At 35.2% G+C, this 25373-nt stretch carries 27 protein-coding genes; 3 read left to right on the top strand and 24 right to left on the bottom strand.

The genetic code is table 11. The features are described 5' to 3' along the window. Nucleotides 1-9: 9 nt before the first annotated feature. The 20 genes from spoIVA to H8S01_RS08975 all read right to left on the bottom strand — a co-directional run bounded on the left by spoIVA (nucleotide 10) and on the right by H8S01_RS08975 (nucleotide 19254). Nucleotides 10-1509: a stage IV sporulation protein A gene (gene spoIVA / locus H8S01_RS08880; RefSeq protein ID WP_186836943.1), complete on the bottom strand. Its 1500-nt coding sequence runs from the start codon at nucleotides 1507-1509 to the stop codon at nucleotides 10-12. An 87-nt stretch (nucleotides 1510-1596) separates the two neighbouring features. Continuing rightward, nucleotides 1597-1827 (bottom strand): hypothetical protein, encoded by a 231-nt coding sequence (locus H8S01_RS08885; protein WP_186836944.1) that lies wholly within the window; start codon nucleotides 1825-1827, stop codon nucleotides 1597-1599. A 27-nt stretch (nucleotides 1828-1854) separates the two neighbouring features. Continuing rightward, entirely contained in the window at nucleotides 1855-3918 is a 2064-nt protein-coding gene (gene recG / locus H8S01_RS08890; RefSeq protein WP_021865492.1) for an ATP-dependent DNA helicase RecG, read from the bottom strand. 7 nt (nucleotides 3919-3925) lie between these two features. Continuing rightward, the gene (locus H8S01_RS08895; RefSeq protein WP_021865493.1) at nucleotides 3926-4369 is read right to left on the bottom strand and encodes a GatB/YqeY domain-containing protein; all 444 of its coding nucleotides are present in this window, start codon (nucleotides 4367-4369) and stop codon (nucleotides 3926-3928) included. 28 nt (nucleotides 4370-4397) lie between these two features. Next, on the bottom strand, nucleotides 4398-6098 hold the full coding sequence (locus H8S01_RS08900) for a DAK2 domain-containing protein (RefSeq protein ID WP_186836945.1): 1701 nt from the start codon (nucleotides 6096-6098) through the stop codon (nucleotides 4398-4400). A 97-nt stretch (nucleotides 6099-6195) separates the two neighbouring features. Next, nucleotides 6196-6555 (bottom strand): Asp23/Gls24 family envelope stress response protein, encoded by a 360-nt coding sequence (locus H8S01_RS08905; RefSeq protein WP_021865495.1) that lies wholly within the window; start codon nucleotides 6553-6555, stop codon nucleotides 6196-6198. A 232-nt stretch (nucleotides 6556-6787) separates the two neighbouring features. Continuing rightward, on the bottom strand, nucleotides 6788-6973 hold the full coding sequence (gene rpmB / locus H8S01_RS08910; protein ID WP_021865496.1) for a 50S ribosomal protein L28: 186 nt from the start codon (nucleotides 6971-6973) through the stop codon (nucleotides 6788-6790). Between the two features lie 169 nt (nucleotides 6974-7142). After that, nucleotides 7143-7286 (bottom strand): hypothetical protein, encoded by a 144-nt coding sequence (locus H8S01_RS08915; protein WP_021865497.1) that lies wholly within the window; start codon nucleotides 7284-7286, stop codon nucleotides 7143-7145. Nucleotides 7287-7369: 83 nt separating this feature from the next. Further along, on the bottom strand, nucleotides 7370-7774 hold the full coding sequence (locus tag H8S01_RS08920; RefSeq protein WP_021865498.1) for a GerW family sporulation protein: 405 nt from the start codon (nucleotides 7772-7774) through the stop codon (nucleotides 7370-7372). Between the two features lie 44 nt (nucleotides 7775-7818). After that, a complete protein-coding gene (locus tag H8S01_RS08925) occupies nucleotides 7819-8793 on the bottom strand; it encodes a hypothetical protein (RefSeq protein ID WP_186836946.1) in 975 nt (324 codons plus the stop codon). Beyond that, entirely contained in the window at nucleotides 8790-9131 is a 342-nt protein-coding gene (locus H8S01_RS08930; protein WP_021865500.1) for a hypothetical protein, read from the bottom strand. The genes H8S01_RS08925 and H8S01_RS08930 overlap by 4 nt, the downstream gene beginning before the upstream one ends. An 18-nt stretch (nucleotides 9132-9149) precedes the next feature. Further along, nucleotides 9150-10535 (bottom strand): hypothetical protein, encoded by a 1386-nt coding sequence (locus H8S01_RS08935; RefSeq protein ID WP_186836947.1) that lies wholly within the window; start codon nucleotides 10533-10535, stop codon nucleotides 9150-9152. A 53-nt stretch (nucleotides 10536-10588) separates the two neighbouring features. After that, the gene (locus H8S01_RS08940; RefSeq protein WP_186836948.1) at nucleotides 10589-11869 is read right to left on the bottom strand and encodes a diaminopimelate decarboxylase; all 1281 of its coding nucleotides are present in this window, start codon (nucleotides 11867-11869) and stop codon (nucleotides 10589-10591) included. Nucleotides 11870-11967: 98 nt separating this feature from the next. Beyond that, nucleotides 11968-13296 carry an MATE family efflux transporter gene (locus H8S01_RS08945; protein WP_186836949.1) on the bottom strand — a complete coding sequence of 443 codons (1329 nt, stop codon included), beginning with the start codon at nucleotides 13294-13296 and terminating at the stop codon, nucleotides 11968-11970. Next, nucleotides 13293-13769 (bottom strand): MarR family winged helix-turn-helix transcriptional regulator, encoded by a 477-nt coding sequence (locus H8S01_RS08950; RefSeq protein WP_021865504.1) that lies wholly within the window; start codon nucleotides 13767-13769, stop codon nucleotides 13293-13295. The genes H8S01_RS08945 and H8S01_RS08950 overlap by 4 nt, the downstream gene beginning before the upstream one ends. A gap of 101 nt (nucleotides 13770-13870) precedes the next feature. Beyond that, nucleotides 13871-15898, bottom strand: coding sequence for an acid phosphatase (locus H8S01_RS08955; RefSeq protein WP_186836950.1), 2028 nt, complete (start codon nucleotides 15896-15898; stop codon nucleotides 13871-13873). A gap of 168 nt (nucleotides 15899-16066) precedes the next feature. Next, nucleotides 16067-17359, bottom strand: a complete 1293-nt coding sequence (locus tag H8S01_RS08960) for a DNA recombination protein RmuC (RefSeq protein ID WP_243204303.1) — start codon at nucleotides 17357-17359, stop codon at nucleotides 16067-16069. A gap of 45 nt (nucleotides 17360-17404) precedes the next feature. Beyond that, entirely contained in the window at nucleotides 17405-18400 is a 996-nt protein-coding gene (locus H8S01_RS08965) for an N-acetylmuramoyl-L-alanine amidase family protein (protein WP_330605558.1), read from the bottom strand. Between the two features lie 15 nt (nucleotides 18401-18415). Next, nucleotides 18416-18841: an ImmA/IrrE family metallo-endopeptidase gene (locus H8S01_RS08970; protein ID WP_021865508.1), complete on the bottom strand. Its 426-nt coding sequence runs from the start codon at nucleotides 18839-18841 to the stop codon at nucleotides 18416-18418. A gap of 8 nt (nucleotides 18842-18849) precedes the next feature. After that, the gene (locus tag H8S01_RS08975) at nucleotides 18850-19254 is read right to left on the bottom strand and encodes a helix-turn-helix domain-containing protein (RefSeq protein ID WP_186836951.1); all 405 of its coding nucleotides are present in this window, start codon (nucleotides 19252-19254) and stop codon (nucleotides 18850-18852) included. A gap of 161 nt (nucleotides 19255-19415) precedes the next feature. On the opposite strand from H8S01_RS08975, the gene ftsZ reads away from it, so the two are divergent. Continuing rightward, nucleotides 19416-20573, top strand: coding sequence for a cell division protein FtsZ (ftsZ, locus tag H8S01_RS08980; RefSeq protein WP_186836952.1), 1158 nt, complete (start codon nucleotides 19416-19418; stop codon nucleotides 20571-20573). A gap of 150 nt (nucleotides 20574-20723) precedes the next feature. On the opposite strand, the gene H8S01_RS08985 is transcribed toward ftsZ, so the two are convergent. The 3 genes from H8S01_RS08985 to H8S01_RS08995 are packed head-to-tail and all read right to left on the bottom strand — an operon-like array spanning nucleotide 20724 to nucleotide 22907. Next, complete coding sequence (locus tag H8S01_RS08985) at nucleotides 20724-21521, bottom strand: DNA alkylation repair protein (RefSeq protein WP_186836953.1); 798 nt, start codon at nucleotides 21519-21521, stop codon at nucleotides 20724-20726. 14 nt (nucleotides 21522-21535) lie between these two features. After that, a complete protein-coding gene (locus H8S01_RS08990) occupies nucleotides 21536-22066 on the bottom strand; it encodes a cysteine hydrolase family protein (protein ID WP_021865512.1) in 531 nt (176 codons plus the stop codon). Nucleotides 22067-22082: 16 nt separating this feature from the next. Continuing rightward, a complete protein-coding gene (locus tag H8S01_RS08995) occupies nucleotides 22083-22907 on the bottom strand; it encodes an NUDIX hydrolase (RefSeq protein WP_186836954.1) in 825 nt (274 codons plus the stop codon). A gap of 184 nt (nucleotides 22908-23091) precedes the next feature. Between H8S01_RS08995 and H8S01_RS09000 the strand changes: the two genes are divergently transcribed. Beyond that, nucleotides 23092-23787, top strand: a complete 696-nt coding sequence (locus tag H8S01_RS09000) for a hypothetical protein (protein ID WP_021865514.1) — start codon at nucleotides 23092-23094, stop codon at nucleotides 23785-23787. A 42-nt stretch (nucleotides 23788-23829) separates the two neighbouring features. On the opposite strand, the gene H8S01_RS09005 is transcribed toward H8S01_RS09000, so the two are convergent. Continuing rightward, nucleotides 23830-24003 (bottom strand): hypothetical protein, encoded by a 174-nt coding sequence (locus H8S01_RS09005; protein WP_021865515.1) that lies wholly within the window; start codon nucleotides 24001-24003, stop codon nucleotides 23830-23832. A gap of 223 nt (nucleotides 24004-24226) precedes the next feature. Between H8S01_RS09005 and H8S01_RS09010 the strand changes: the two genes are divergently transcribed. Further along, a complete protein-coding gene (locus H8S01_RS09010; RefSeq protein WP_186836955.1) occupies nucleotides 24227-25273 on the top strand; it encodes a hypothetical protein in 1047 nt (348 codons plus the stop codon). The last annotated feature ends 100 nt before the right edge of the window (nucleotides 25274-25373 follow it).

Genomic DNA, 25373 nt, shown 5'->3' on the forward strand with positions numbered 1-25373 from the left:
CAAGTTTATTTATACAATAAGGCATACAAGTCCTGTGTTTTCATTCATCACCTTTTCAAGTGTGCCGCTGATTTTCTCCATGCTTTCGGGCGTAATATTATGTGTCTTTTCTTTTATTCCGTCACTTACAATCTGTTCAACAGTTTTTCCAAAAATATTAGTTTCCCAGATTCCCTGTGGATTATCCTTTGTATTATCTTTTATATATTCAATCAGGTCATCAGCCTGATTTTTATTGCCGACTATCGGTGCAATCTCAACATTGATATTTGTCTTTAACATATTAATTGACGGAACCTGGGCTTTTATGCGTACACCATATTTATTTCCGTTTTTTATAACAGCCGGTTCATCAAGCACAATATCTTTAACTGAAGGAGTTACAACACCGAATCCACTGATTCCGACGTCCGTAAGTGCCTCTTTGACAGAATCAAATTCCTGCTTCTTTGATGCAAGTTCTTTTATTGTATTTATCAGTTCATATTCATTTTTTATCTGCGTTTTTGTAAGTTCACTAAGCACATCATAGTAAACATCAGGTTTCATTTTTATATCAACTGAGACATTTCCGTCTGCCATATTAATATTTCTGAATGACATATCCTGAATGTGACTCTCCCCATCTGTGTTCATTATCATATCAAAAATATTATTATTTCTTGTATCTTTCATATATGTAGCACTGTCAAGGATTTTGGCAGCCGCATCAGTTATTTCTTTTTTTAGCCAGTGGTCGCACGATAACATCTCAAGCCACTGTGGCCCGAAAAATCCTATGCAGCGTATAGGAAATTCCATCAAAACACTCTCTAAAATCTGCTTTACATCTTCTTTTTTAAGCTGGTCGCAGTTTACAGGAGTTACCGCTACGTTATATTTTTGTGACATTTCTTCAGCAAGTGCTTTGGTTTCTTTGGCATAAGGTTTGCTGCTGTTTAAAATAACAACAAATGGTTTACCTATAGTTTTTAATTCACGTATGGTACGCTCTTCAGGCTCGACGTATGATTCTCTCGGAATTTCCGTAAAAGAACCGTCAGTTGTTACAACAATTCCAATCGTTGAATGTTCCGAAATAACTTTACCGGTTCCTATTTCTGCCGCACGACTGAATGGAATTGGACTGTCAGACCACGGAGTTTTTACAAGACGCTCCTTATCATTTTCATACACACCAAGAGCACCCTTCACCATAAATCCAACACAGTCAATAAGACGCACTTTTACATTTACACCGTCAACAGGGCATATTACAGGAGCAACTCCCGGAATAAATTTCGGTTCGGTTGTCGTTATTGTGCTGCCTGAACCACTTTGCGGAAGTTCATCTATAGTACGTTTCCTGACATTTTCATTTTCAATTGCGGGTATGACCCAAAGATCCATAAACCGTTTTATAAATGTTGATTTTCCTGTTCTTACAGGACCTACAACTCCCAGAAAAATCTCACCACTGGTTCTCATCTGTATATCTTTGTAGATATCAAATTTTAAAGCACTATCCATAAATCACCCTCCGAAATACACTTGTAAATATTAATAATTATATAATTATATTATATTGGTAAATGTATATGCGGATAGCAATCATATTTATTCGTCAAAAGATGCAATTACATAATATCCTCTCGCCGTTTCACCAACTTCTTTGACAATGCCTTTTCTTGACTTTAAACGCTCCGATGTCGTGTAATTGCCTGACATTGCGACAGCCGGTTCTATTGTATAATAATAACTGCTTGGAAGTTTTCCTTCTGTAATTTCAACTTCCTGTCCCGGCTCAACAAGACCGGGACGGCTCATTGTAAATTCCATATCTCTCATAAAACAATCTCCTCTTTTCATCAATATTCAGATGTTGAGCTTTTCAAGGCACTTAACTGTATATTCCGACACTTTTTCTGCCAGATATCTGTTTTCTTCAAGTTCAAGTTCCGGGTCTTTGTCAAGTACTTCTCCTGCTGCTTCTGACGCACTTTTTAAAACTTTTGCATCCGTATAAATATCTGCTATTCCAAAATCAAAATCTCCGCTTTGTCTTACTCCGAAAAAATCTCCCGGACCACGCAGTTTCAAGTCTTCTTCTGCAATTTTAAATCCATCATTTGTCTTATTAAGAATCTCAAGTCTGTCTTTTGTTTTCTTTGATTTATTACCTGACACAAATATGCAATACGACTGAAAACCGCCTCGTCCGACACGGCCTCTTAACTGATGCAGCTGTGCAAGTCCGAATCTTTCTGCATTTTCAACCATCATAACTGTTGCATTTGGCACGTTTACGCCAACTTCAATTACAGTTGTTGAAACAAGCACATTTATTTCATTTTTTGAAAACTTCTCCATTATCTCATTTTTCTGTGAAGCTTTCATTTTTCCGTGAAGATATTCAACTTTTATATCATCCGGAAGCTCACCTGATAATTTTTTTGCATAATCAATAACATTTTCAGCCTCAATATTCTCGCTGTCCTCTACCATCGGACATATAACATATGCCTGTCTTCCGGCATGGACCTGATTTTCAATAAATTTATACGCATTTGGCCTGTAACTTTCATCGACAACACAGTTTTTAATCGGAAGCCTCTCTGCCGGAAGTTCATCTATAACAGATATGTCCAAATCGCCATATACAATTATTGCAAGCGTCCTTGGAATAGGTGTCGCACTCATTACAAGAATATGCGGATTATTTCCTTTATCTGACAAGTCCCGCCTCTGATTTACGCCAAATCTGTGCTGTTCGTCTGTAATTACAAGTGCAAGATTTTTAAATATCACTTTTTCCTGTATTACAGCATGTGTTCCAATTACTATATCGGTGCTTCCGTTTTCTATATCTTCATATACCTTTCTTTTTGCGGCAGCTGTCATTGAACCGACAAGTAATGAAACATTAAGTTCAACGCCCATATTATTAAACATTTTTGTTATTGAATCGTACTGCTGTTTTGCAAGAACTTCCGTCGGTACCATCATTGCTGACTGATAACCGGCATATGCTGTATTCATAAGTGCAAGCACTGCTATAATTGTTTTTCCAGAACCAACATCGCCCTGAATAAGCCTGCTCATAAGACCTTTTCCTGACATATTCTTTTTAACTTCCGTCCACGCACTCTTTTGTCCATTTGTAAGCGAAAATGGAAGCTTTTCTATAAAATCATCCGTCCGTGAATCATTTTGTATAATGTATCCATTAGGAATTCTTTCGTTAGAATTTCTAAGACTTCTTACAGCAAGAACAAATAAAAAGAATTCCTCGAAAGCCAGCCTTTTTCGTGCCTGAATATAGTCCTCCATCGATTTTGGAAAATGAATATTTACAACTGCATAGTTATGCTCAGCAAGTTCGTTTTTTTGTCTCACATAACCTGGAATGTATTCTTTCTCCAATCCGGCATCAAACTTTTCAAGTGCCTGATGCACAGCGTTGGCAACCGTTTTATTAGACAATCCTTTTGTAAGCGGATATATCGGCTGCATGGTTCCTTCAATCTCAGAATATTGCGATCGTGTATACATCTGCGGCTGCTCAAGTATTTTTATTCCATTTTTTATAACAAACCTGCCTCTGAATATATAACGCATTCCAAGCTTTAATGACGATTTTAAAAATGGCATATTAAACCATGTACATTTTATTCTGTCACCATTTTCATCATTGATAAATGTACTTATAACTGCAAGTTTTCCCGTATGATAGACATCAATTTTTTTTGATACAACACCGTCTATTACAACATTAGTATTCTCATAATCTGGCGACAGTGTGCTAATAAAAGCAGGCTCCTGATACAGTTCATAATCCCGTGGGTACAAACCCACGAGATCTTCAACTGTATATACAGAAAGCCTGCCAAGCAGCTGTGCATATTTTTCGCCTATACCTTTTAACTCTGTTATTTTCATAGGCTTATTACATCATTGATGCTAAAACTTCATTTACAAGTTTGCCATCTGCCTTACCCTTAACTTTAGGCATAAGTGTTTTCATAATGGCACCTTTATCTTTAGGTGTTGGCTTTTCGATTGAAAGTTCAGCAAGTGTTTCTTTGATTACTTTTTCAATTGCATCTTTATCCATCATCTCAGGTGCATAATTCTGCAATACACTTATTGAAAAATTACATTCGTTAATAATATCTGTTCTGTCCGCAGGTGTAAGTGACAAAGTTTCTTTAAGCTGTTTAATCTGTTTTAAAACAACCTGTGCAGCTGCTTCATCTGTAAGCTCAACTCTGTTATTAATCTCATAATTTTTAAGATCAGCAAGAAGCATTGAAAGAACTTCTTTCTTTTCTTTTTCCTTTGCCTTCATTGCAGCTACCATATCTGCTCTTACAACATCTATCATACTCATGACCAAACATCCTCCTGTTTAACATAAATCATTCTACTGATACAAGATAATAATAAATTGGCTGGCCACCCGGCTGTAATTCAACATCTGTATCAGGATATTTTTCTTCTATCTTGGCAACAACTGCTTCAGCATCCTCTTCTGTCACATCTTCACCATAGTATACGCTGATAAGTTCTGCTTCAGCATTTTCTTTCATCATCTCATCAAGCATTTCAATAAGAGTTGAATCTATGTCTTTGCCGACTGCAAGAAGTCCAGAATCGCCAAGACCCATAATATCACCATTTTTAATCTCTTTGCCGTCAATTGAAGTGTCGCGGACTGCATATGTAAGCTGTCCTGTTGCAACTGTAGAAAGTGATTCGACCATTGCATCTTCATTTTCTTTTGCACTTCTTGTCGCCTCGAAATTAATCATAGCTGTGATACCCTGTGGAATTGTCTTTGTAGGTATAACAACAATCTTCTTGCCTTCAACAATCGAAGCTGCCTGCTGTGCGGCAAGAATAATATTCTTATTATTAGGAAGAACAAATACAACATCAGCATTGACACTGTCTGCCGCATTGAGGATGTCTTCTGTACTCGGATTCATTGTCTGACCACCTTCAATTACGCTGTCAACGCCAAGTCCTTTAAAAATCTCAGCAAGACCTTCACCTGCTACAATTGTAACAAATCCAAAGTCTTTCTTAGGCTGGTTTGATGCAATCGGCTTGCCATTCTTTTTCTGTGCCTCTGAAGCAACAGCAGCCTGCACCTCTGCCTGTTCGACAACTTTCTGGTTATGCTCTTCTCTCATATTGTCAACTTTCATTTTTGTAAGCTGGCCATATTCAAGTGCTTTTTCAAATGCCTGACCAGGATGGTTTGTATGAACATGTACTTTTACAATATCATCTAATGCAACACATACAATCGAATCACCAATTGATGATAAAAATGCCTTAAATTCCTGTTCTGTCTTTTCATTAAACTCTTTATCAAGCATAATAATGAACTCTGTACAATATCCAAATTTGATATCAACATTATCAATAGCTGCACCTTTAGCCTGTGTCTTCTCTGATATATCTGCCTTTGGTTCTGAAATATCAAATTCTGTAACCTTTCCTGTGAGTGCATCATACATTCCTCTGAGGACTACAACAAGTCCCTGTCCGCCTGAATCCACAACACCGGCTTCTTTTAATACAGGAAGCAGATCAGGTGTTGTTGAAAGAACATATTCAGCATGTTCAATTATAGTAAGAAGAGCTTCTTCCAGATTTTCTGTCTGCGACGCAACTTCAGCTGCCTTTTCAGAAATTCCTCTTGCAACAGTAAGAATTGTACCTTCCTTTGGCTTCATGACAGCCTTGTAAGCTGTCTCTGTTGCACGCTGTGTTGCAGCTGCAAGATTCTCAACAGTAATCTCTTTAAGTGATGACATTTCCTTTGTAAATCCTCTTAAAAGCTGTGAGAGAATAACACCTGAATTTCCTCTAGCACCTCTTAATGAACCTGTAGAAATTGCCTTTGCGAGATTCTCCATAGTAGGATTGGCAATTGAACTTACTTCTTTGGCTGCCGACATAATTGTCATTGTCATATTAGTACCTGTATCACCATCCGGTACAGGAAATACGTTAAGGTCATTTATCCATTCTTTTTTTGATTCAAGATTCTTGGCACCTGCAAGAAACATCTTCTGGACAAGTGCTGCATCTATTGTATTGGTTGCCACAATTTTCCTCCATTCCGCCGATACAACGGCAAATGACAAACTTTACGTCTGTCTGCAATAATCAATATATATGAATCAATATATATATATGTGCCAGTTAATCTATTACTCTGACACCTTCAACAAATATGTTAATTTTTTTAATCTCAAGACCTGTGAATTCACAAACCTTATACTTGACATTTTCAATAAGATTATCAGCAACTGTAAGAATACTTACACCGTATGAAACTATAACATGAAAATCTATTGTAATCTTATTATCTTCATCAATATCAACTTTGATTCCTCTTGTGAGGCTGTCACCCTTTAAAAGCTTGACAAGTCCGTCTTTCATGCTGACAGCTGCCATTCCGACGATGCCGAAACATTCCACCGCAGTAGAACCTGCATATCTGGCAATCACCTCTGAATCAATGGAAATCATCCCCAGTTCACCATCCAAATAACCTTTCATATATACCTCCATTCACAGATGTAATAAAACATCTGAATTTATATTCTACTTCATTGATGTTATTATACATTGCTTTGACCAAAAAATAAACCCTTTTTCTTCTATTAAGAAGCACAATGCTTATTCTCAGTTTAATATCCGTTTAAAAAGAAAAAAGTGGGTCGCTGACAGCAATCCACTTTTTACTGTTATAAATTTTCGAAAATTAATAGCAGATGCTTACTGAATGAAATTAAGCACGTTCAACTAATCCAGAACGTAAGCATGAAGTACAAACGTACATCTTCTTAGCTGCTCCATTAACATTAACTCTTACAGACTTAACATTAGAATTCCACTTCTTATTAGTTCTTCTATGAGAATGGCTCACAGCTATACCGAAATGAGCACCTTTTTCGCAAATTGCACATTTTGCCATTGATTTACACCTCCTTACGGCTGGGTTATTTTTACCCACAACAACAGACATTGTATCAGACAACAAGACAAAATGCAATACTTTTTTGAAAAAAGTTTGTCGAATGTTTGATATCATCATAATTTACTTATGTATTTTTACTGCCCTGCTTTTTTCCAGCCTTTATATATCATTTGCAAAACATATTATATCCAAGCAATATGAGTGCAATAATAACACATATGCAAAAAAACATATTTTCAGCAAGAAAAAGTGCAATTATCATTCCGATTGCAATCCAGAAAAGTATAAAACCAATCATTCTGCAACACATATCATTCTCCTAAAATGCACATTTCCCTGCTTTATTATATGCACACAGTTTATCTGTTATTCAAATATATTTATTAAAATCTGTTATTCAAATTCCTTTGCAACTCCGTCAATAGCATCATTAATGTCATCATCAGTTGTCACATTGCCTGATTTACCTGTGAATTTATCAATAATATCAGGAACCATATCAAGAATTTTTGTGACAGTATCCTGGTTCTTGATATTTACAAGCTTAGTTGCACCATTCTGTATAACAAGAACAGCACTTGGTGACATTTTCCCTGTCATTGCACCACCGGCATTATTCTTCTTTTCACCTGCAAATGCACCGGCACCAACACCAAATGAAACATCAACAAGCGGAAGAATGATTGTATCATTTACCGTCACAGCATCACCCACTACCGTCTTGGCTGATACAAATGAATCCATCCCTTTAAAAAGTGATGCCACAGTAGCATCAAAGTTATTCTTATTTTCTGCCATAATATCCTCCTTTATTTTAACTATTATCCAACTTTGATAAAATATTAATTTTTCTTTAAAATTATCTTTTTGAATAATTCGTTAGTATATACCCTTAAAGCTATAACTACCATTCCAAACAGCTGTACGCTGCCTTTTAAATATACCTCTCCTTCGAGAATCTCATTCTCAAAATCAGGAATTATATCAAAATCAAGTCCCAGAAAGCCATACAGAACAGCTGCATACATTGCAGCCCTGCCTGTTATATCAGGCTCATCAAACCCAAAACAGATATGCCCCTTAAACTTTGAAGGCTTAACCTTTGCAATAACAAGCTTTGTCTGTTCCCATAGGAAGCCGGCAAGCTTTCTGTTATTTTCATCTGTTATTTTACTATTAAAATTTCTGATTTTATCAGATAAATTTTCCTGTTTGTTTTTTATATTTTTAAAAGTGATTTTGATTTTTACTGCAATACTTTTTATTTTATCAAAAATACCCAAAATTTTCTGCATGATTCCTGTTTTTTTACATGTCTCAGAATGAGAATCTTTCTTCTCAATCATTTTTTGTGACACATTTTCAGGCTTTTTTAATTCATCAACAGAAACTTCCTGCTGGCACGGGTCTTCCTGTTTATCTTGAAGTTCATCTTTATCAGGCAGATCGTCAAAAACATTCTTTTCATGTCTTTTATGTTCTGTTTGTTCTTTTTTTTCAGTTTTTTTCTCATGGCTTTTTTTCACTGCATTATCATCTGCATCTGTCTTTTTATTTTTAGGATAAAGTGTAAAAAATAAAATTTTCACTTTCATCATGAAACCGTCATTTTTGTTATATAGGCCATTAATCCTGAAAAGATGCAAAAGCCATGAAACATTAAACTTAACATCAGGCTTATTATCATAATATTCTGCCGTAAGATTATATCTTACGGGAACAAAAAGCACTGCCATAATAACCGCAATAGCCGCAAGCAGGATAACAAGAAGAATAATCCCTATTATTTTTAAAACCAGAAGCAATATATGAATCATTCTCTATTTCTCCCAACCCCGAAATGCAGATATCCGGCTATGTCAAAACCTTTGGTATTTGAATACACTTCATCAATTATATCTCTTACAAGATATAAAGCCTCTTCTCTTCCTTTTGCAAGCCCCACAACATATATTTTATCAAGATTTATTTTCTTCTTGAAATATGGCTGTAATAAAAAATTTGCTGATGTTATATCAAGCAGATTTTCCTCAGAGGAAGGAAGTGTTATAAGAAATGTATCCGATGTAAATCTCCCTTTTCGTATTCTGCCAAATACTTTATATTTTGCTTTTTTAGCATTATCACCCAGATACAGGTTTCTATACCATCTCATTATATATCACAGTCCCATCTATGAATTAATTATAAGCTTCAAAACCTCAACCGTAGCTGCTGCTTCGGCTTCATCAGTACATTGCATAAGTGAAACATTGATGTAATTCTGAATTTCATCAGTATTATTAAAAAATACAGGAAGCTGTGATAACAAAGTTGCCATCACTGCTCTTCTGACCGGAACGCTTGCACTTTCAAAAAATGTTTTCAAATCATCAATAAGCGATTCACACACCTCATCTGCATATAAATCCTGTGGAACTTCTTCACTTGATTTATCTTTTTCAAGCTCAACAAAATCACTTCCGGACTGTAAAAGTGAAACCTTTTTAAGTGCTTCGTATACTGTAAGAAGATTGCATTTTTCTGCCTCCTCTTTATACTCATCAATCACCATATCGACAGCATAATCGCACTGGCTTATAACACTTAAAATTCTTTCCTGTTTACCCTCAAACTGGGTAAAATCTTCAAGAATGTCCTCGCTAAGTTCATCTTTTCCATTATGTGCCATAACAATCTGCTCTATAATAGAAAATGCAAGATTTGTCTCCTCTACCTCACCGACAGTATATCCGCCTGTGAGTAGTATTGTATACAAATCATTAACCATCTGTGCCAGAAGTACAAAATAATCTGCAAGATCTGTTACTTTTTCAGCACCAATCTGTAATGCATCATGAAGTTTCTTGTACTCGTCTTTGTCAAGGGATGTGTAATCTGCATTTTCAAGTAAACCAACAAGTTCATGCATTTCAGGCATAATTTCATCAAAGCCTTCCGGCTTATGTATTGTAGCTGTTGTCTTTAAAGAATAGGCAAAATCATCAATTGTGCCTTTCTGGGCACCATGATACAAAGAGAATGCATCTCTTAAATATTCATAAAACTTATTTCTTGACAATCTCATAGGAAGCTGGCCTACAACCTCTGCTATCTTACTGTGAATAACCACATTATCCTTATCAGATAATATATAATGCATCAAATCATTTGTAAGATACGTATTATAATATTCTTTATCAAATTCATCATCCCTGAATCTGTATTCAATTCTGTTTAATGCATGCTCATATATTCTTAATCTGTCAACAAAAGAAGTTACACTTTCCATAATTCCCGTAATCTTATTTCTTAAATCATCAACAGTTTTAATGTCAATATCTTCTTTTGCTGCAATCTTTGCAACAAGGCTGTTAAACTCTTCGAAACATTCATTAAAAAGAGGTTCTTTTACAGGCTGTTCATTATACATATCATATACTGTATAGTAATTCATTGCCAGCTTTATACATGCGAGGGTATTGTAAAAAGAACACATACCCGTCGCATATTTTTCAAGATTAATATCAAGATTTTTACCTTTGCTTATTTCGCCTGCAATATATTTTAAATCTTTCATTATCAAGTTCCTTAATTTTTATTTTAAAATTGAGATTATCCGGATTAACTATTTTATTTAAGATTAAGCTTATCCAATGCATCGCTGAAATCAAATGTTGCAAAATAATCCTTTGGAGTCTCTGCTCTTCTTATCATCTGGACATCACCATTTTCTTTTAAGAGAAGCTCTGCTGAACGAAGCTTGCCATTATAGTTATATCCCATTGAGAATCCGTGTGCTCCTGTATCATGAATAATGAGATAATCTCCCATATCAATCTTTGGAAGCTTTCTGTCTATGGCAAATTTGTCATTATTTTCACAAAGTGAACCTGTTACATCATAAACATGGTCGCAAGGTGCATTTTCCTTTCCGGCAACAGTGATATGATGATATGCACCATAAATAGCCGGTCTCATAAGATTTGCAGCACATGCATCAACACCAATATACTCTTTGTAAGTATGCTTTTCATGTATTGCTTTAGTCACAAGGCATCCGTAAGGTGCGAGCATGAAACGTCCAAGCTCTGTATAAATTGCAATATCGTCCATTCCGGCCGGCTTTAATACTTCATCATATACCTTGTGTACATTGGCACCGATAATTGAAATATCATTCTTTTCCTGCTCTGGCTTGTAATCAACGCCGATACCGCCTGAAAGATTGATAAACTTGATATCTGCTCCTGTTTTTTCTTTAAGTTCAACAGCAAGCTCAAATAAAATCTTGGCAAGTGTAGGATAATATTCATTAGTTACAGTATTGCTTGCAAGGAATGAATGAATACCAAAATGCTTAACGCCTTTTGACTTGAGAATCTTGAATGCCTCAATTATCTGTTCATGAGTCATACCATACTTGGCATCTCCCGGATTATCCATAATCGAAGTACCAAGCTTAAAAAATCCACCCGAATTATAACGGCAGCTCATTGTCTCCGGGAACTTTCCGTCAAGTATCTTATCAAGAAAATCAATATGTGTTATATCATCAAGGTTGATTGTTGCACCAATCTTTGCTGCATATTCATATTCTTCTGCCGGTGTATCATTAGAAGAAAACATAATCTCTTCCGGTTTGTAATCTAATGCATATGCCATCATAAGTTCAGTCATCGATGCACAGTCAACTCCACAGCCGTAATCTTTTAAGATTTTAAGTATGTATGGATTTGGAGTAGCTTTAATTGCGAAATATTCTCTGTATCCTTTATTCCATGAAAATGCTTCTTTAAGTTTCTTTGCATTCTCGCGGATGCCCTTTTCATCATAAAGATGATATGGTGTAGGATATGTCTTATCAATCTCCTTCAACTGTTCCAATGTTACAAATGTCTTTTTCTCTGCCATTTTACAAGCTCCTTCCTCATCAATTCCATATAAATCTTTTGTATAAAACTCTGCGTAAAATTTTAGCCTACATGACTATATTTGTCAAACAAAATAGTTTAATAGCTGTATTTTTTCCTGTTTTTTACAAGAAACATCACACTTATTACAACAGAAAGAACTTCTGCTGCAATCACCGCAGTCCATATTCCGCTGATTCCCAGAACGACCGGAAGGAGAAGAATCATGACAATCTGGAATACAAACATTCTCATAAATGAAATAACAGCTGAAACAACACCATTATTTAAAGCAGTAAAAAATGACGAAGCAAATATATTTACACCGCTTATAAGATATGAAACAGCATATATTCTAATCGCCTCAGTTGTCAGCTCAAGCAGATTATTGTCATAACTTACAAATATTCCTGCAAGATAACCGGCAATAATTTCAGCAATAAGTGTCATGACAACAGAACTTACAATTATTATAGTAAGACTTCTTTTGAAAAGATTTTTAAGTTCATCTTTATTGCCTGCACCGTAATGATAACTTATAACAGGAGCAGAACCAACAGCGTATCCCATATATGTTCCCACAAATATAAATCCCACATACATAATTATTCCGTATGCAACAACTCCATTAGTACCTATATATTTCATAAGCTGCATATTATACAGAATATTTACAAGAGACATTGACATATTGGTGACCATTTCTGATGAACCGTTAATACATGTCTTTATAATTATATCTTTGTTAAAACGGCATTTTGTCAGTTTAAGTACATTATTTTTACCACCGGCAAAATATATAATCGGAATTACAGAACCGACAAACTGGCTTATTCCTGTTGCAAGTGCCGCACCAAAAACGCCAAACCGTAATACATATACAAATAAAAAGTCCAGAAACATATTAGTAAATCCGGCAAGTAGCGTTACAAACAGTCCAAGCTTGGGCTTTTCGGCAACAACAAGAAAACTCTGGAATGCATTTTGCAAAAACAAGCCCGTAAGCATAAAAAACACAGTTCTGCCATATGTCACACAGTCTTTTGCTATACTTCCCTTAGCACCGAGTAAAACAGCAATCGGTCCTGTAAATATTATACCTATAACAGACAATATTACGCCTGATACAACACACAGATATACAAGCATTGAAAAATACTCATTAGCCTTTTCTTTCTTGCCTTCTCCCAGTGTCTTTGATACAATGGCACTCCCTCCTGTTCCTATCATAAATCCGACAGAACCTAGTATCATAATTATAGGCATAATCAGATTAACAGCCGCAAAAGCATCACTTCCGACACAGTTTGAAACAAAAACACCATCTACAACACCATAAATTGATGTAAATATCATCATTGCTATTGTTGGAAGTGTAAATTTTATAAGTTTGCTATATGAAAAATGATCTGATAACTGAATTTTCATTCATCTTCTCCTTTACTATTGTCACTTATTTTACCAACTAACTTTTCAAGTTGTTTTACATGTTCAAAAGAGAGCCTGAACATCTTTTTTAATTCCTGTATATCAAATGCATCAAACGAAAGTTTTTCAGCTTCTATAACAGGTACTATAAGCCTGTTTGTCATATCTTTTCCTTCTTCTGTAAGAAAAATCTGCTTGTTTTTCTTATTTCCCGGTGCAAGCCTGAGTTCAATAAGATTCTTTTTTTCAAGCAGCTTCAAGGACGAATTAACCGTCTGTGCACTGTAAAACCATTCTTCGCAGATGGTTTTTTGTGTTACGCCCTCACCATAATAACAGATAGTATACAAAATCCAGAATGTCGCATCCGACATTCCATTTGCAGCTGCATAATTGTGATATATCACATTTGTTTCTTTTGATAACTGGTTAAAACTTCTAAGTAAATCTTCTTCCATTTTTTCTCTGTTCATTATAATCTCCGCAAGCACAAAAAAATTATCCGAAATCGGATATTTTTTAATATACTCCGATTTCGGATAAAATGCAAGTTTTAAATTTATAATTATAAATATTATCTGATTTTATCAATCATTTTCTTATCTGCAAATGATGCTGTAAGAAGTCCGGCTAGCGATAATGCAAATGCTACAAATGCCATTACTGCTGATGATGTGTCACCTGTTTCAGGTGAATTATTGTCTGTAACATTGTCGATTGTTTCATTTCCGGAAGGCTGCGAAAATACAAGGTCAATTCCTCCGTTATTATATACAATCTTGCCTTCAAATCCTTCAGGTGCATTTACTTCAATTTCATCAAACTGTGAAGCAACAGATGCACACTTGATAATTTCTGCATCTGATGACGGAATATAGTCATTAAAATTCAGAATAAGTTTTCCGCCAAATTCAGCATTTCCTGATATATCAACAAAATCATTTTCATTTGAAACAGTAAGTTCAAGAACACCATTTTTGTTCTGTTTATAATCACCGTTAATCTTTAATGTATCATCTGTATTTTCTTTTATAACTGAATTATTTACAACATTTCCATTACCAAATGCCGAAGCATAATCAGCCCGTATACTTCCATCATCAACAGTTGTTGTGCCTGTATATGTATTATTTCCTGAAAGAACAAGCATGCCGCTTCCCTCCTTTGTGAGTGAACCAGTTCCTGAAATATCATTTTTCCAATTATCAGCCGCATTGAATCCGCCTTTTGAGGCATCCATATTTACCGTTATATCTGTATCAAATGAGCCATAACCATTTGATGCTTCAAAAAGATTAAGACGTCCCCATCCTTCTGCATCATCAAGCACTGAATAGCCAGATGAAATTGCTGTTGAATAAAGAACATATCTTATCTGTGTATCATCCATATACGGATATCTTGATTCAAGAAGTGCTTCTGCACCTTTAGGAACTGATACTGCTTTTGTTGTATCTGCACTGTCTTCTTTGAGATTGTATGTCATTCTGTAAAAATATGTATCTTTATCTTTTTGATAAGCATCGTAATCGCTTTTTTCTTCAACTGTACTGTCATTTCCGGTAAGTTTCTGTCCTGATTGAACAGCAGCTTTTTTTGCATCAGCATTATTACCATCATATAAATTAGAAGCTGCAATAGCTGTAGATGTCATTCTTCCTCCAATAACATCAAGGCATGAGTGCATTCCCGCAACTATTCTGTCATATCCAAGTTCGCTTGCACGAAGCATAAGTTCTGAATACTGCTCAGGTACTGAATATGCCATTGTGATAGCAGCAAGATATGCAGCATTAGTATGTCCGCTTGGATAACCGCCGTCATTAGACGGGTCTGCTTTTTCCATAGTTGTAAGTGACGGAAGAATTGTTACTTTTGCAAGAGATGCATCTTTTCTTGACCAGCGGAAAGGTCTCATATATTTAAAAAACTTCTTTGCTGGAGATGTACTTGCAGCACCGCCTCTTAAAACAGATACAAGATTAACTATTCCCGCATAATCACCTGTTGCTGATGCCCACGCTGAATCATTATGTACATCCATATATTTATTTTGTTCAGCATCCTGTGGGACGACAGCTGACCATTCTGCAGTATTATCTGTGTAATCAGCCTCAGTTTTTCCGGAATTTTTATATTCATCACTTTTAATAATATAACTCTGTGCATTTACACCATGCTTAAATTCATCTGCATATTTTCCAAGTCCTGAAATCATGCTGTAATTCTTATCACGTACATCATCATAAAAAGCGAGAACCTGCTGTGAATCATCAGCACCATTTCTTATTTTTGATGACTCGGCAATATTCATTTCATGAATTGTTTTATTAAGGATTGTTCCATTATCCCATGATGTTCCCGGAGTAAAATAATCAAGCATTTCTGAAAGCACTCCATTAGCCGGATTGTCAATCGTATCCTTAACTCCACTCTCACCGTTTTTCTTATAATTATCTACATAATAACCATAATCTGCACTTTTTGGTGCAATCGCCTCATCCTGTGCAAATGCCGGCATTATCATTCCCGCTGCAAGAATTCCTGCAGTCAGTGCACATACTGCTCTTTTTGTTTTTACAAGTTTTTTTGTTTTTCTCATTTCCATCTGCCTTTCACATTTTATAAATATAAAAAATAGCCATGATTGTTTTTTCAATCACAGCTATTAATATACAGATGGTATGTAAAATATAAATTATATCCGTATGAAATCAATTTAATTTTTTTGTAAATTCTGAATTTTATTATTTCTCTGAATTAAGTATTCTTAATCAAGCTCCTGCGGTTCATCCAGAACTGTAACATTAGTGAGCTTACGGTTAATCGCTCTTGTACGGACTCCGATAAGCTTCTCAAGTTCTTCGTCAGCCTGTCTTAATCTGCTGCGTGTTTTGTTAAGTACATCCTCAAATGTCTCAAATTCTTTCTTGGCAGATTCAAGTATTTTCCAGACTTCCCCACTTTTTTTCTGTATTGCAAGTGTCCTGAATCCCATCTGAAGGCTGTTAAGCATTGCCGCCATGGTAGATGGCCCTGCAATATTTACTTTGTAATTTTTCTGTAAATCTTCCACAAGCCCCATATTTACAACTTCTGCATAAAGTCCCTCAAAAGGAAGAAACATTATTGCAAAATCAGTTGTATATGGCGGAATAATATATTTATCATGTATGCTTTTTGCACATTTTTTTATCTCATTTACAAGAAGAATTCTCTTTTGCTTTATATCATCTACATCGCCATTTTCATAGGCCGACATAAGATTGGCATATGTATCACCCGGAAATTTTGAATCAATAGGAAGATATACTGTTTTGTCAGCAGATGCCCCCGGAAGTTTTACGGCAAAATCAACTTTTTCATTTTTACCCGGAACAAGCACAACCTGCTCTGCGAACTGTTCAGGTGCAAGTATCTCACTTAATATTGATGCAAGCTGAATCTCTCCCATAATTCCTCTTGTCTTTACATTTGAAAGTACATTTTTAAGATCGGTAACTCCCGATGCAACTTTTTTCATCTCACCGAGGCCTTCGTAAACTTCAGCCAGACGCTTATTTACAGCTTCAAACGACTGTGAAATCTTATCATCAAGTGTTTTTTGCAGTTTTTCATTTACAGTATCATTAATTTTATCAAGACTCTTCTGATTATCATTCCTTAACTGTTCAAGACTTTCCCAGTTGGATTTTCTCATGCTGTCAAGTGTACCCAATGTGTCTTCACGGATTTTATCAAGAATCTCCCTGTTTTCTTTTCTTAATTCTTTCATTTCATTCTGCACATTTACAAGCTGCTCTTTCGCCCTGCCCTGCTGTGTTTCCTGTGACTCTCTTAACTCCCTGCCAAGTGCTGTTATATTATTAACCATAAGGTTATTCTGACGGTTAAGCTGGTCATAAAGTGTAGAAATCTGTGTTGCAAACGTCTGTGACATCATATCAAGCTGCTGATTAACTCTTTTATATTCATCAGTATTTTTATTTTTCATGCTTACTGTTAAACATAAAACCGAAATTATTATGCTTACAACACAGCACATGAGAATAATAAATTGCATATCTTTAATCCTTTCTTTATTACTGCATGCTGTATGACACGCGGCTTAACGTATTGATTCAATTATGCCTTCAGCATCCGCTTTTGCCAATGCATCAAGTTTATCATTAGTGCAAAGAAAATTCCTGTAATCATTTTCATTACTTAAAAAAGCATGTTCAATAATTATCGTTGGAAGTCCGGCTTCGGTTCCGCAATAAAGAAGTGTATAATAATCAGCCTGTGAGCCATCAGGATATGTCGCACCTACGGTATTTACCCTCTGCAGAATTCCCTGTGTATTTTCTGTATTCCAGTCATTTGCTATTGGTAGCCCAAGCCGGTTAAGCTTTGAAATCACAGACAATGCCATTCCTCTTTCTGTGTCATAAAGACTTCCGACTTTTGTATTTGCAGGCTGATATCTGCTGCAGCTCATAAGAACCATACATCCATGCGAATTTACTTCGTCAGTGCTTCTGCTGTTTACATGGACTGATATAAAATAATCTGCTTCATTTGCAACAGCATAATCAATCCTCTGAATAAGGCCAAGCCCCTGATTTTCATTTCTTGTAAGTATAACTTTGATTCCGTCATACTGCTCAAAATAAGACTTTAAACTTGTCGCAATCCTGTAATTTAAGTCTTTTTCCATAACAAGCTTTCCGTCATAAGTTTCTTTTGTGCCCTCATCGTTATCTCCGCCATGTCCGGGGTCTATACATATTATTATCGGTCTGCTTTCCCCTGGAGTCTCATCGTTTCGTGATTCTTCCTCATATTCCTCATAATATGTATCACCTGAATCTTCTACTGTTGAATCTTCATCAACTTCTTCCTGTGTATCAACATTTTCTTCACTTGATTCTTCTGTCATATTTTCACTTTCTGTTTCTTTTATACTTTCAGTTTTAGTTTGTTTTTCTGTCAGTGCAATATCGGCAGCTGTTGTTTCGACTACATTCTGTGTATTTAATTCTGCCTGCTTTTTACTTCCACAACCGGCAGTCACGATTAATAAAGTCAAAATTAAAATATAACTAAAAATTCTATTTTTCACAATATAACTACTTCCCTATTTTTCCTCTATATTGTAATCTAAAACCTGTTTTAACAGGTAATTGCTCATATTGAGCATTTTTATATTAAAATCTTCTTCATCAAAAAGCAATGATACTGCAAAAAGATTCGCTTCATATTCAACATTTTTAAAAGCATTTTTACTTGTAACTGCGAAATTGTTGACCGCATCTGAATGAAGAAGTGCATGCCCCAGCTCATGTGCACAAAGCACCATCTGACTTTTATATTCATATCTGCCGTTGACAATTATAATTGTAGGATAATTATCTGATTTTATTGTATACGCCTTTTTATCCGCCGGAAGCACTTTGCTTATAAGCACTTTTATGCCAAACTTATCCGCCAGTTCAAATGGATTTCTCGTATTGTAATTTTCTCGTAAATCCTCTGCGAGATTTTTTATTTCTTTTGCTCTCATTTTTCCACCTACCTGTATTTGTAACTCACAAGTTGTAACTGCTGTAAAATTTCATTTGCAAATGCCACCATTGTCTCGTCATCCATCTTTGACGGATCATATCCGCCATAAGCCGCCACTGTCGGCAGCTTCAAAAGAAATTCCATAGCATCTTTTGGATTATCAAAATTCACAGGTAAATCATTACCGCTTTTTATATCAACTGTTTTTTCAGGAACATTTCCCATCATTTGTGCCGGTGTTGTTCCCAGAATATCACACATTTTTTCAAAAGTTGATACAGGAATCTTTAATATGCTTGAATCCTCATATCTGTAAACGGTTGACACTGAAATCCCCAATTCTTTTGCAAGATATTCGGCAGATATATTTTTTTCTTTTCTTTTTGCTTTCAATCTTTTCCCTAAATCCATAATAAATCTCCTGCTGCATTTTTCTATTAAAATCATACACCTCTTTTTGCATTTTCGCAATTATTTTTTGCGTTTTTGCATATTATCATTGACATTTTAGCATAAATGCATTATATTGCAAATTATAAATTCGCATTTATGCAAACTTCAGGAGGTTAAATATGCTTGAAATAACAGACTTAAAATATGCTTCATCAAATATGCCTGTAATTAAAGTTATAGGTGTCGGCGGCTGTGGCAACAACGCTGTAAACAGGCTTTCTCACGAAACCCCTTTTCCAATTCAGTTTATTGCCATAAACACCGACCAGATGGTTCTTGACAAATCAAATGCCGATATCTGTCTTACAATCGGTAAAAAATTGACAAATGGATTCGGTGCAGGAGGAAATCCTGAGATTGCATATGCCGCTGCCGAAGAAAGTACCGATGAAATCAAGGAACTTGTAAACGATGCAAATATGGTTATCCTGACTGCAGGAATGGGTGGCGGGACAGGTACCGGTGCACTTCCCTACATTTCTAAAATATGTAAAGATATGGGAATACTTACAGTAGCTGTTGTCACAACTCCTTTCAATTTTGAAAATCCTAATCGTACAAACATTGCAAATGCCGGAATTGAAAATCTCGAAAAATACATTGACACACTGCTTGTAATTTCCAACGACAAACTTCTTTCGTGCAATGAAAAAATTGTTACTATGTCTGCAGCTTTTTCTCTTGCAGATTCTGTACTTAAAAATGCCATTGACACAATAACAAATATTGTATTCAACTGTGGTACTGTCAATCTTGACTTTAATGATTTAAAAACAGTTCTTGGTGACAAAGGTTACGGACATCTGGGAATCGGATATGCAGACGAAAATACATCAATAACAGATGCGGTGAAACAGGCAGTAAATTCGCCGCTCCTTAACACTAATCTTACAAATGCCAAATATGTAATGATTAATTCATCCGGAGACGTCAATCTTATAGAATTAAACAATGCAATCCAGTACATCCAGGAAATTGCAGGAAAAGATGCAAAAATAATGTGGGGAACTGTCTCAAGTGAAGAACAGTTAAACGATAATAAAAATTCTGTTATTACAATTATTGCAACCGGACTTGAAAATGTATCTGCCTCAAAATCCGATTCAAATACGGCTTACGACAAGGCTTACGACAAGGCTTACGTTCCGAAACATGACACGAAAAACATTTATATCAGCAATTCTGATATTCCTGTATTTGATACGCTTAAAAACAATGCACACAAAAAAGAAACTGAACTTGTAATACCGGCATTTTTACAGTCAAGAATGCGATAAAAACGGTAACAGCCGCGATTTTTAATTTAATCACGGCTGTTACTACAGAACATATATTTATATATAATAACATACATACTGATTTCATACAAACTTACCCCAAAACCGCCTCTCAGTTTTGCGTCATTACACAAACTCTTTACAGCATCATCACGCAAGCTCTCTCACTACTTTTTTAACTTCATCATCCGGTGTGAGCGACTCACATATTTTTCTTATTGCTTTTTTGTATGAAACATTATCAAGTTTCATATTTTCTTTATCCGTAAGATAACGCCATGTATCTAGCGGAAATGTAACAAAACACTCTGCTAGAAGCCATCCTGCCGCCATCTGAGTATAATATCCGTTTGAAGAAAAATCACGGTTCACAAGCAAAAGAATTTTATCTATGTACATTCCCTGCTCTTCTTTTTTATTATTTTCACCACACATGCCTATATCTTCAAGCATAACTTTTTTCATTCTCGGCTTTTTATTGCCGTCGGCATCAACCTTAATATAATGGTCAAGAAGCATTATAAGTCCGGCCCTTGCCTCAAATTCATCTTCCGACAATATACATTTTTCCAAAAACGGCAGAAATTCCTGTCTGTATTTATCCATAATTCTGAATTCCACACAAAATCCATCATTAACAGCCCAATTATCAATAAGCGGAACAAATTTCTTTAAATCTTCAAGAGCTTTGTCAAAATCTTTTTCTTTCGCGGTACCCATTCCTATGATATAACCTCTTAGAAGGGTTTCCTCATAGTATAAATCAGGCTCCGTAAGAAGTTTTCTAAAATCCTCATTTTCTTTCACAAGCTGTTTTGCATATTTTTTCAGTGCCGGCTGACGCACACCGATAATATTATTACACCCCGGAATGAGTGAAGATGTAAATGTTTGATAATTTCCTTTATCTGTCATTGATACCAGTTCATCACGTATATATTTAAGCATAATTTCTCCGAATTTCAATCAATATTAATCTGGCACATTTTCATTGCATCCAATGCTATTTTATGCGATTCGGGTGTTACACAGGCACATGCATCTGCCTTAACTGTAATTACAGCTTCAGGCAAAGCTGCCTTCAACAGCATTGCATTACTGATAACACAAATCCCCGTACACACACCCACAAGAACAATTTCAAGATTATCCTGCTTATTTTCATATTCCGTTTTTATATCTTCTGCAAGTTTGAGGGAACCAAAAACAGGCTTATCTATAATGCAAAAATTATTGTCGCTGACAGCTTTCATAATCTCTTCTCTAATCTGCCAGCCAATTGTTCCCTCTATGCAATGTTCAACTGGTAAATTCCGTCCCTCTTGAGTTTCAAGATAATTTTTTTGATGTGTATCCCTTGTAAGAAAAATCTTATCATAATTATCTTCATTGATAACTTCTACAACCTTTGAAACCGCTTCTTCGCACTCATTATTCCCCAATACTCCTGATGTAAAATCATTCTGCATATCTACAATAACTAAAATTTTCATAACTGTTCTCCTTAAATCATTGTCCTTTATATTTATAACCAGCTGCTTTTTTTCCGCCTTTTATCATAGATGTAATTTTACAATCTGTTGATATTAATTTAGATTTTATATTTGCATTAAAATTCGATTTATACAATTCTTTCCCCAGAATCACTTCATACACCCTTTTAACATCTGGGAGTGTAAATTCTTCAGGTAGCAGATTAAAAGCAATATCACTATATAAAATTTTATTTTTTAATCTTAATAATCCTTCTAATATTATTTCATTATGGTCAAATGCCAATTTTTCATCTGTTATGCTTTCCTGCGTATACCCTGTCGTATCCACCACACCATTTTTAAATATTTTTTTATGCAGACAATATTTTATATTAATATTTTCTTCTTCATTTTTAAGTTCCAAAATATCATCATGCAAACTAATATCAAACCATAGTGCTTTTTTCGCATCATCTCCTGCCAGCACTGGCTGTTCTCTCATCAATGTTATATATGCTACATCTATAACACGCATTCTTGGGTCTCTGTCAGGATTACTCATTGTATACAACTGCTCTAGATATGTATTTGTTACTAATCCTGTCTCTTCCTGTAATTCCCTGCAAGCCGCATCATAAGTTGATTCATAAATTCCTACAAATCCTCCCGCCAAAGCCCAGCAGTTAATATATGGATGATTTTTTCTCTGAATTAATAATACTTTCAGATTATCAAGATATCTGCTCATACACAAAATCAGCATATCAACCGTAACACTTGGTCTTTCATACTTTGACGGCTTGTATTGTTTTAAAAATTCTTCCTCTGTCAATCCATCTTTATTTCTTATTTCTCCCATAAATGCTGCCCTCCATGCAAAGGTATTATTTCACTACTTTTTAAAAAAAGAGTATCACTAATCTTAATCCAGGTCAATATATTATCTGATGCATCAGAAATTTATATCTTATTTTTGTAATATTGCAATATATTCACAAATGTATTATAATTTGATAATCAAATATTTGGAGGCTAAAATAAACATGTCCACTACAAATAAAAAATCTTTAATTATAAGCATTGTTTTAAAATCCATCTCACTTGTTGCATCGTTATATGGATTAATATTTACAATTGATAACATTATGTCTTTTACATTTTTTACAACATTGTCAAATGTCGCACTGGACATAATTCTTATAATATTTATTGTGTTAGATATTATTCTGCTTAAAACAGGCAAAGATTACAAAAATAACAAATTATATATATTAAAATTTCTTATGACACTTTCAATCACACTTACATTTCTTGTTTACATGTTGATTCTTGGTCCAACATCTGAAGATGGACTTATCGGTGCATATTTTCGCAATCATGCCGGAAGTTTCGGTGTACATTTTGTAGGTCCACTATTCGCTATAGCTGATTTTCTTCTATTTGATAAAGGATTCAAATCAAAAAAAATATACGCCATATATGCCGTCATTCCACCTCTTTGCTATGTCGGATTCGTATACCTCCTTGCTTTAACCGGCGTACGTTGGTATCAAACAATGACAGCACCATATAATTTTCTTAATTATAATGCTCCTACCGGATGGTTCGGATGGGATTTAAGCCGGATGAGTACTGAAACACTTGGAATAGGCGTTGCATACATGATAATATTGCTTTTATTAATTTTCATAGGCATAGGACTTTTATACCTTACAATTAACAAACAAAAAAAGAATTGAATATGATAACTTTATAGATAAAAACGTCATTTGTCATCAAGCCTATGACGTTTTTAATTCATATTCTATTTCTTTCATCATTGCAATAAACAATTCATCAGGTGTGGCGTAATCACCTATATAATATGTTTGTCCGTCGTCAGCCATATATATTTTAGCTTTTTCCTCGTTATCAGCAAATTCTATCACAAGCAAATCACTTGTCACAATATCCACATGAATAGCCTCTTTATATTTCAATACTAACATAACTTATCTATAATTGCAAGTATTAATATTATTTATTTATTTTAAATATTACTTGCATACTTTTAAAACATATGTTATAAGTATATCTATAGATATGCATATTTATATATTTTTGTAATTTATACTATTATAATCAAGTCACTTTACATTTTTAACGTGAAAGAAAAAACATCGATGTTAAGGATTTTTATTGAAAAATAAACAAAATAGCTTTTCTTTTTATAACGGTGATAATAATGTCGTTATATCTGATGCAGTGGGTAATTTTGATATGTCAGATAATCCTGACGCTCTACGCAATTACGAAGCCGCACTGCATTCTCTTGCAGATAATCCATCAACCAAACATCTGTATGGATATCTCATGTCTGACAAAGAGTGGTTTGACCGTTTTGCCGGCTTCTTTGCCGGAAAGAAAACCCTGCCCCTCTTATATGACCCATTTTTTAAAATGATATTTAACCCGGTTGAATCAAGGGCAAGGCTTTCCGAGCTTGTAAGCTGCATCCTCGGCCAGCATGTAACTGTTATTGAGGTGTTTCCGGATACCAGTTACGCATTTGTTAATTCTTTTGTAATTATGGATATGGTTGTAAGGCTTGATGACGGCAGCATCACAAATATTGAGATTCAGAAAGTCCCTTACGATTTTCCGGCAGCAAGAATCTCATGTTATTCTGCTGACCTTGTATTAAGGCAGTTCCGCATGTTGCAGGGAATGAATGAAGGACAAAGAAACGATTATTACGACGATGCCGCGGCCGGAAAAGCCGGAAATGAAACATCTCAAGCAGCTGATGGTTCATCCAGCAAGCCTTCTTATGAAAACATGAAAAAAGTACATACCATCATATTTTTTGAAAAAAGCAGCAGTTCACTTAAAAGCCCTAAAGACAAAAGACTGTACTTCCATGTTGGAAAGACTGTTTTTAATACCGAAATCAACATGAAGCTTTTGCAGGAATATCACCTGATAAGCCTTGACACATTCAGGAAATACAGATATTCTGACATCATAGAAGGACGTATTGATTCAGCTGATATTGACTGTGATGACACACAGTACGAAAACAGGCTGACGGAAAAGATGAGGCGTGACAGGCTTATGTATCTCTCGCTTTTCACAGCAGAGACACCGGATGAAATCAACCGGCTGGCTGCATTATTTCCGGAACTTTTTCCAATACGCCAGAAAATACGTGAATATCTTACACGCCCGAAGGAGACTAACTATTAAAAGTCAAGCCCTAAAATGATATTTTTTGAATAAAGTACAGAAATGTATTTTTAGATATATTTTGAACTCAGTTAGAGTTCTTTGAACCTTGAAAACTGCA

Origin of the sequence: Lachnospira hominis (ex Liu et al. 2021), from assembly GCF_014287955.1 — a bacterium.
Taxonomy (GTDB): domain Bacteria; phylum Bacillota; class Clostridia; order Lachnospirales; family Lachnospiraceae; genus Lachnospira; species Lachnospira hominis.

Bases quoted from the DNA above. Each gene is read 5' to 3' on its own strand.
- spoIVA (WP_186836943.1), bottom strand. From the start codon at position 1,509: ATGGATAGTGCTTTAAAATTTGATATCTACAAAGATATACAGATGAGA.
- H8S01_RS08905 (WP_021865495.1), bottom strand. From the start codon at position 6,555: ATGAAAGGTTATTTGGATGGTGAACTGGGGATGATTTCCATTGATTCA.
- H8S01_RS08930 (WP_021865500.1), bottom strand. From the start codon at position 9,131: ATGAGATGGTATAGAAACCTGTATCTGGGTGATAATGCTAAAAAAGCA.
- H8S01_RS08940 (WP_186836948.1), bottom strand. From the start codon at position 11,869: ATGGCAGAGAAAAAGACATTTGTAACATTGGAACAGTTGAAGGAGATT.
- H8S01_RS08915 (WP_021865497.1), bottom strand. From the start codon at position 7,286: ATGTGTTGCAGAATGATTGGTTTTATACTTTTCTGGATTGCAATCGGA.
- H8S01_RS08970 (WP_021865508.1), bottom strand. From the start codon at position 18,841: ATGAGAGCAAAAGAAATAAAAAATCTCGCAGAGGATTTACGAGAAAAT.
- H8S01_RS09000 (WP_021865514.1), top strand. From the start codon at position 23,092: ATGTCCACTACAAATAAAAAATCTTTAATTATAAGCATTGTTTTAAAA.
- H8S01_RS08885 (WP_186836944.1), bottom strand. From the start codon at position 1,827: ATGAGAGATATGGAATTTACAATGAGCCGTCCCGGTCTTGTTGAGCCG.
- recG (WP_021865492.1), bottom strand. From the start codon at position 3,918: ATGAAAATAACAGAGTTAAAAGGTATAGGCGAAAAATATGCACAGCTG.
- H8S01_RS08990 (WP_021865512.1), bottom strand. From the start codon at position 22,066: ATGAAAATTTTAGTTATTGTAGATATGCAGAATGATTTTACATCAGGA.
- H8S01_RS08995 (WP_186836954.1), bottom strand. From the start codon at position 22,907: ATGGGAGAAATAAGAAATAAAGATGGATTGACAGAGGAAGAATTTTTA.
- H8S01_RS08985 (WP_186836953.1), bottom strand. From the start codon at position 21,521: ATGCTTAAATATATACGTGATGAACTGGTATCAATGACAGATAAAGGA.
- H8S01_RS08895 (WP_021865493.1), bottom strand. From the start codon at position 4,369: ATGAGTATGATAGATGTTGTAAGAGCAGATATGGTAGCTGCAATGAAG.
- rpmB (WP_021865496.1), bottom strand. From the start codon at position 6,973: ATGGCAAAATGTGCAATTTGCGAAAAAGGTGCTCATTTCGGTATAGCT.
- H8S01_RS08935 (WP_186836947.1), bottom strand. From the start codon at position 10,535: ATGAAAGATTTAAAATATATTGCAGGCGAAATAAGCAAAGGTAAAAAT.
- H8S01_RS08925 (WP_186836946.1), bottom strand. From the start codon at position 8,793: ATGATTCATATATTGCTTCTGGTTTTAAAAATAATAGGGATTATTCTT.
- H8S01_RS08920 (WP_021865498.1), bottom strand. From the start codon at position 7,774: ATGGCAGAAAATAAGAATAACTTTGATGCTACTGTGGCATCACTTTTT.
- H8S01_RS08960 (WP_243204303.1), bottom strand. From the start codon at position 17,359: ATGCAATTTATTATTCTCATGTGCTGTGTTGTAAGCATAATAATTTCG.
- H8S01_RS08955 (WP_186836950.1), bottom strand. From the start codon at position 15,898: ATGAGAAAAACAAAAAAACTTGTAAAAACAAAAAGAGCAGTATGTGCA.
- H8S01_RS08945 (WP_186836949.1), bottom strand. From the start codon at position 13,296: ATGAAAATTCAGTTATCAGATCATTTTTCATATAGCAAACTTATAAAA.
- H8S01_RS08975 (WP_186836951.1), bottom strand. From the start codon at position 19,254: ATGGATTTAGGGAAAAGATTGAAAGCAAAAAGAAAAGAAAAAAATATA.
- H8S01_RS08950 (WP_021865504.1), bottom strand. From the start codon at position 13,769: ATGAACAGAGAAAAAATGGAAGAAGATTTACTTAGAAGTTTTAACCAG.
- ftsZ (WP_186836952.1), top strand. From the start codon at position 19,416: ATGCTTGAAATAACAGACTTAAAATATGCTTCATCAAATATGCCTGTA.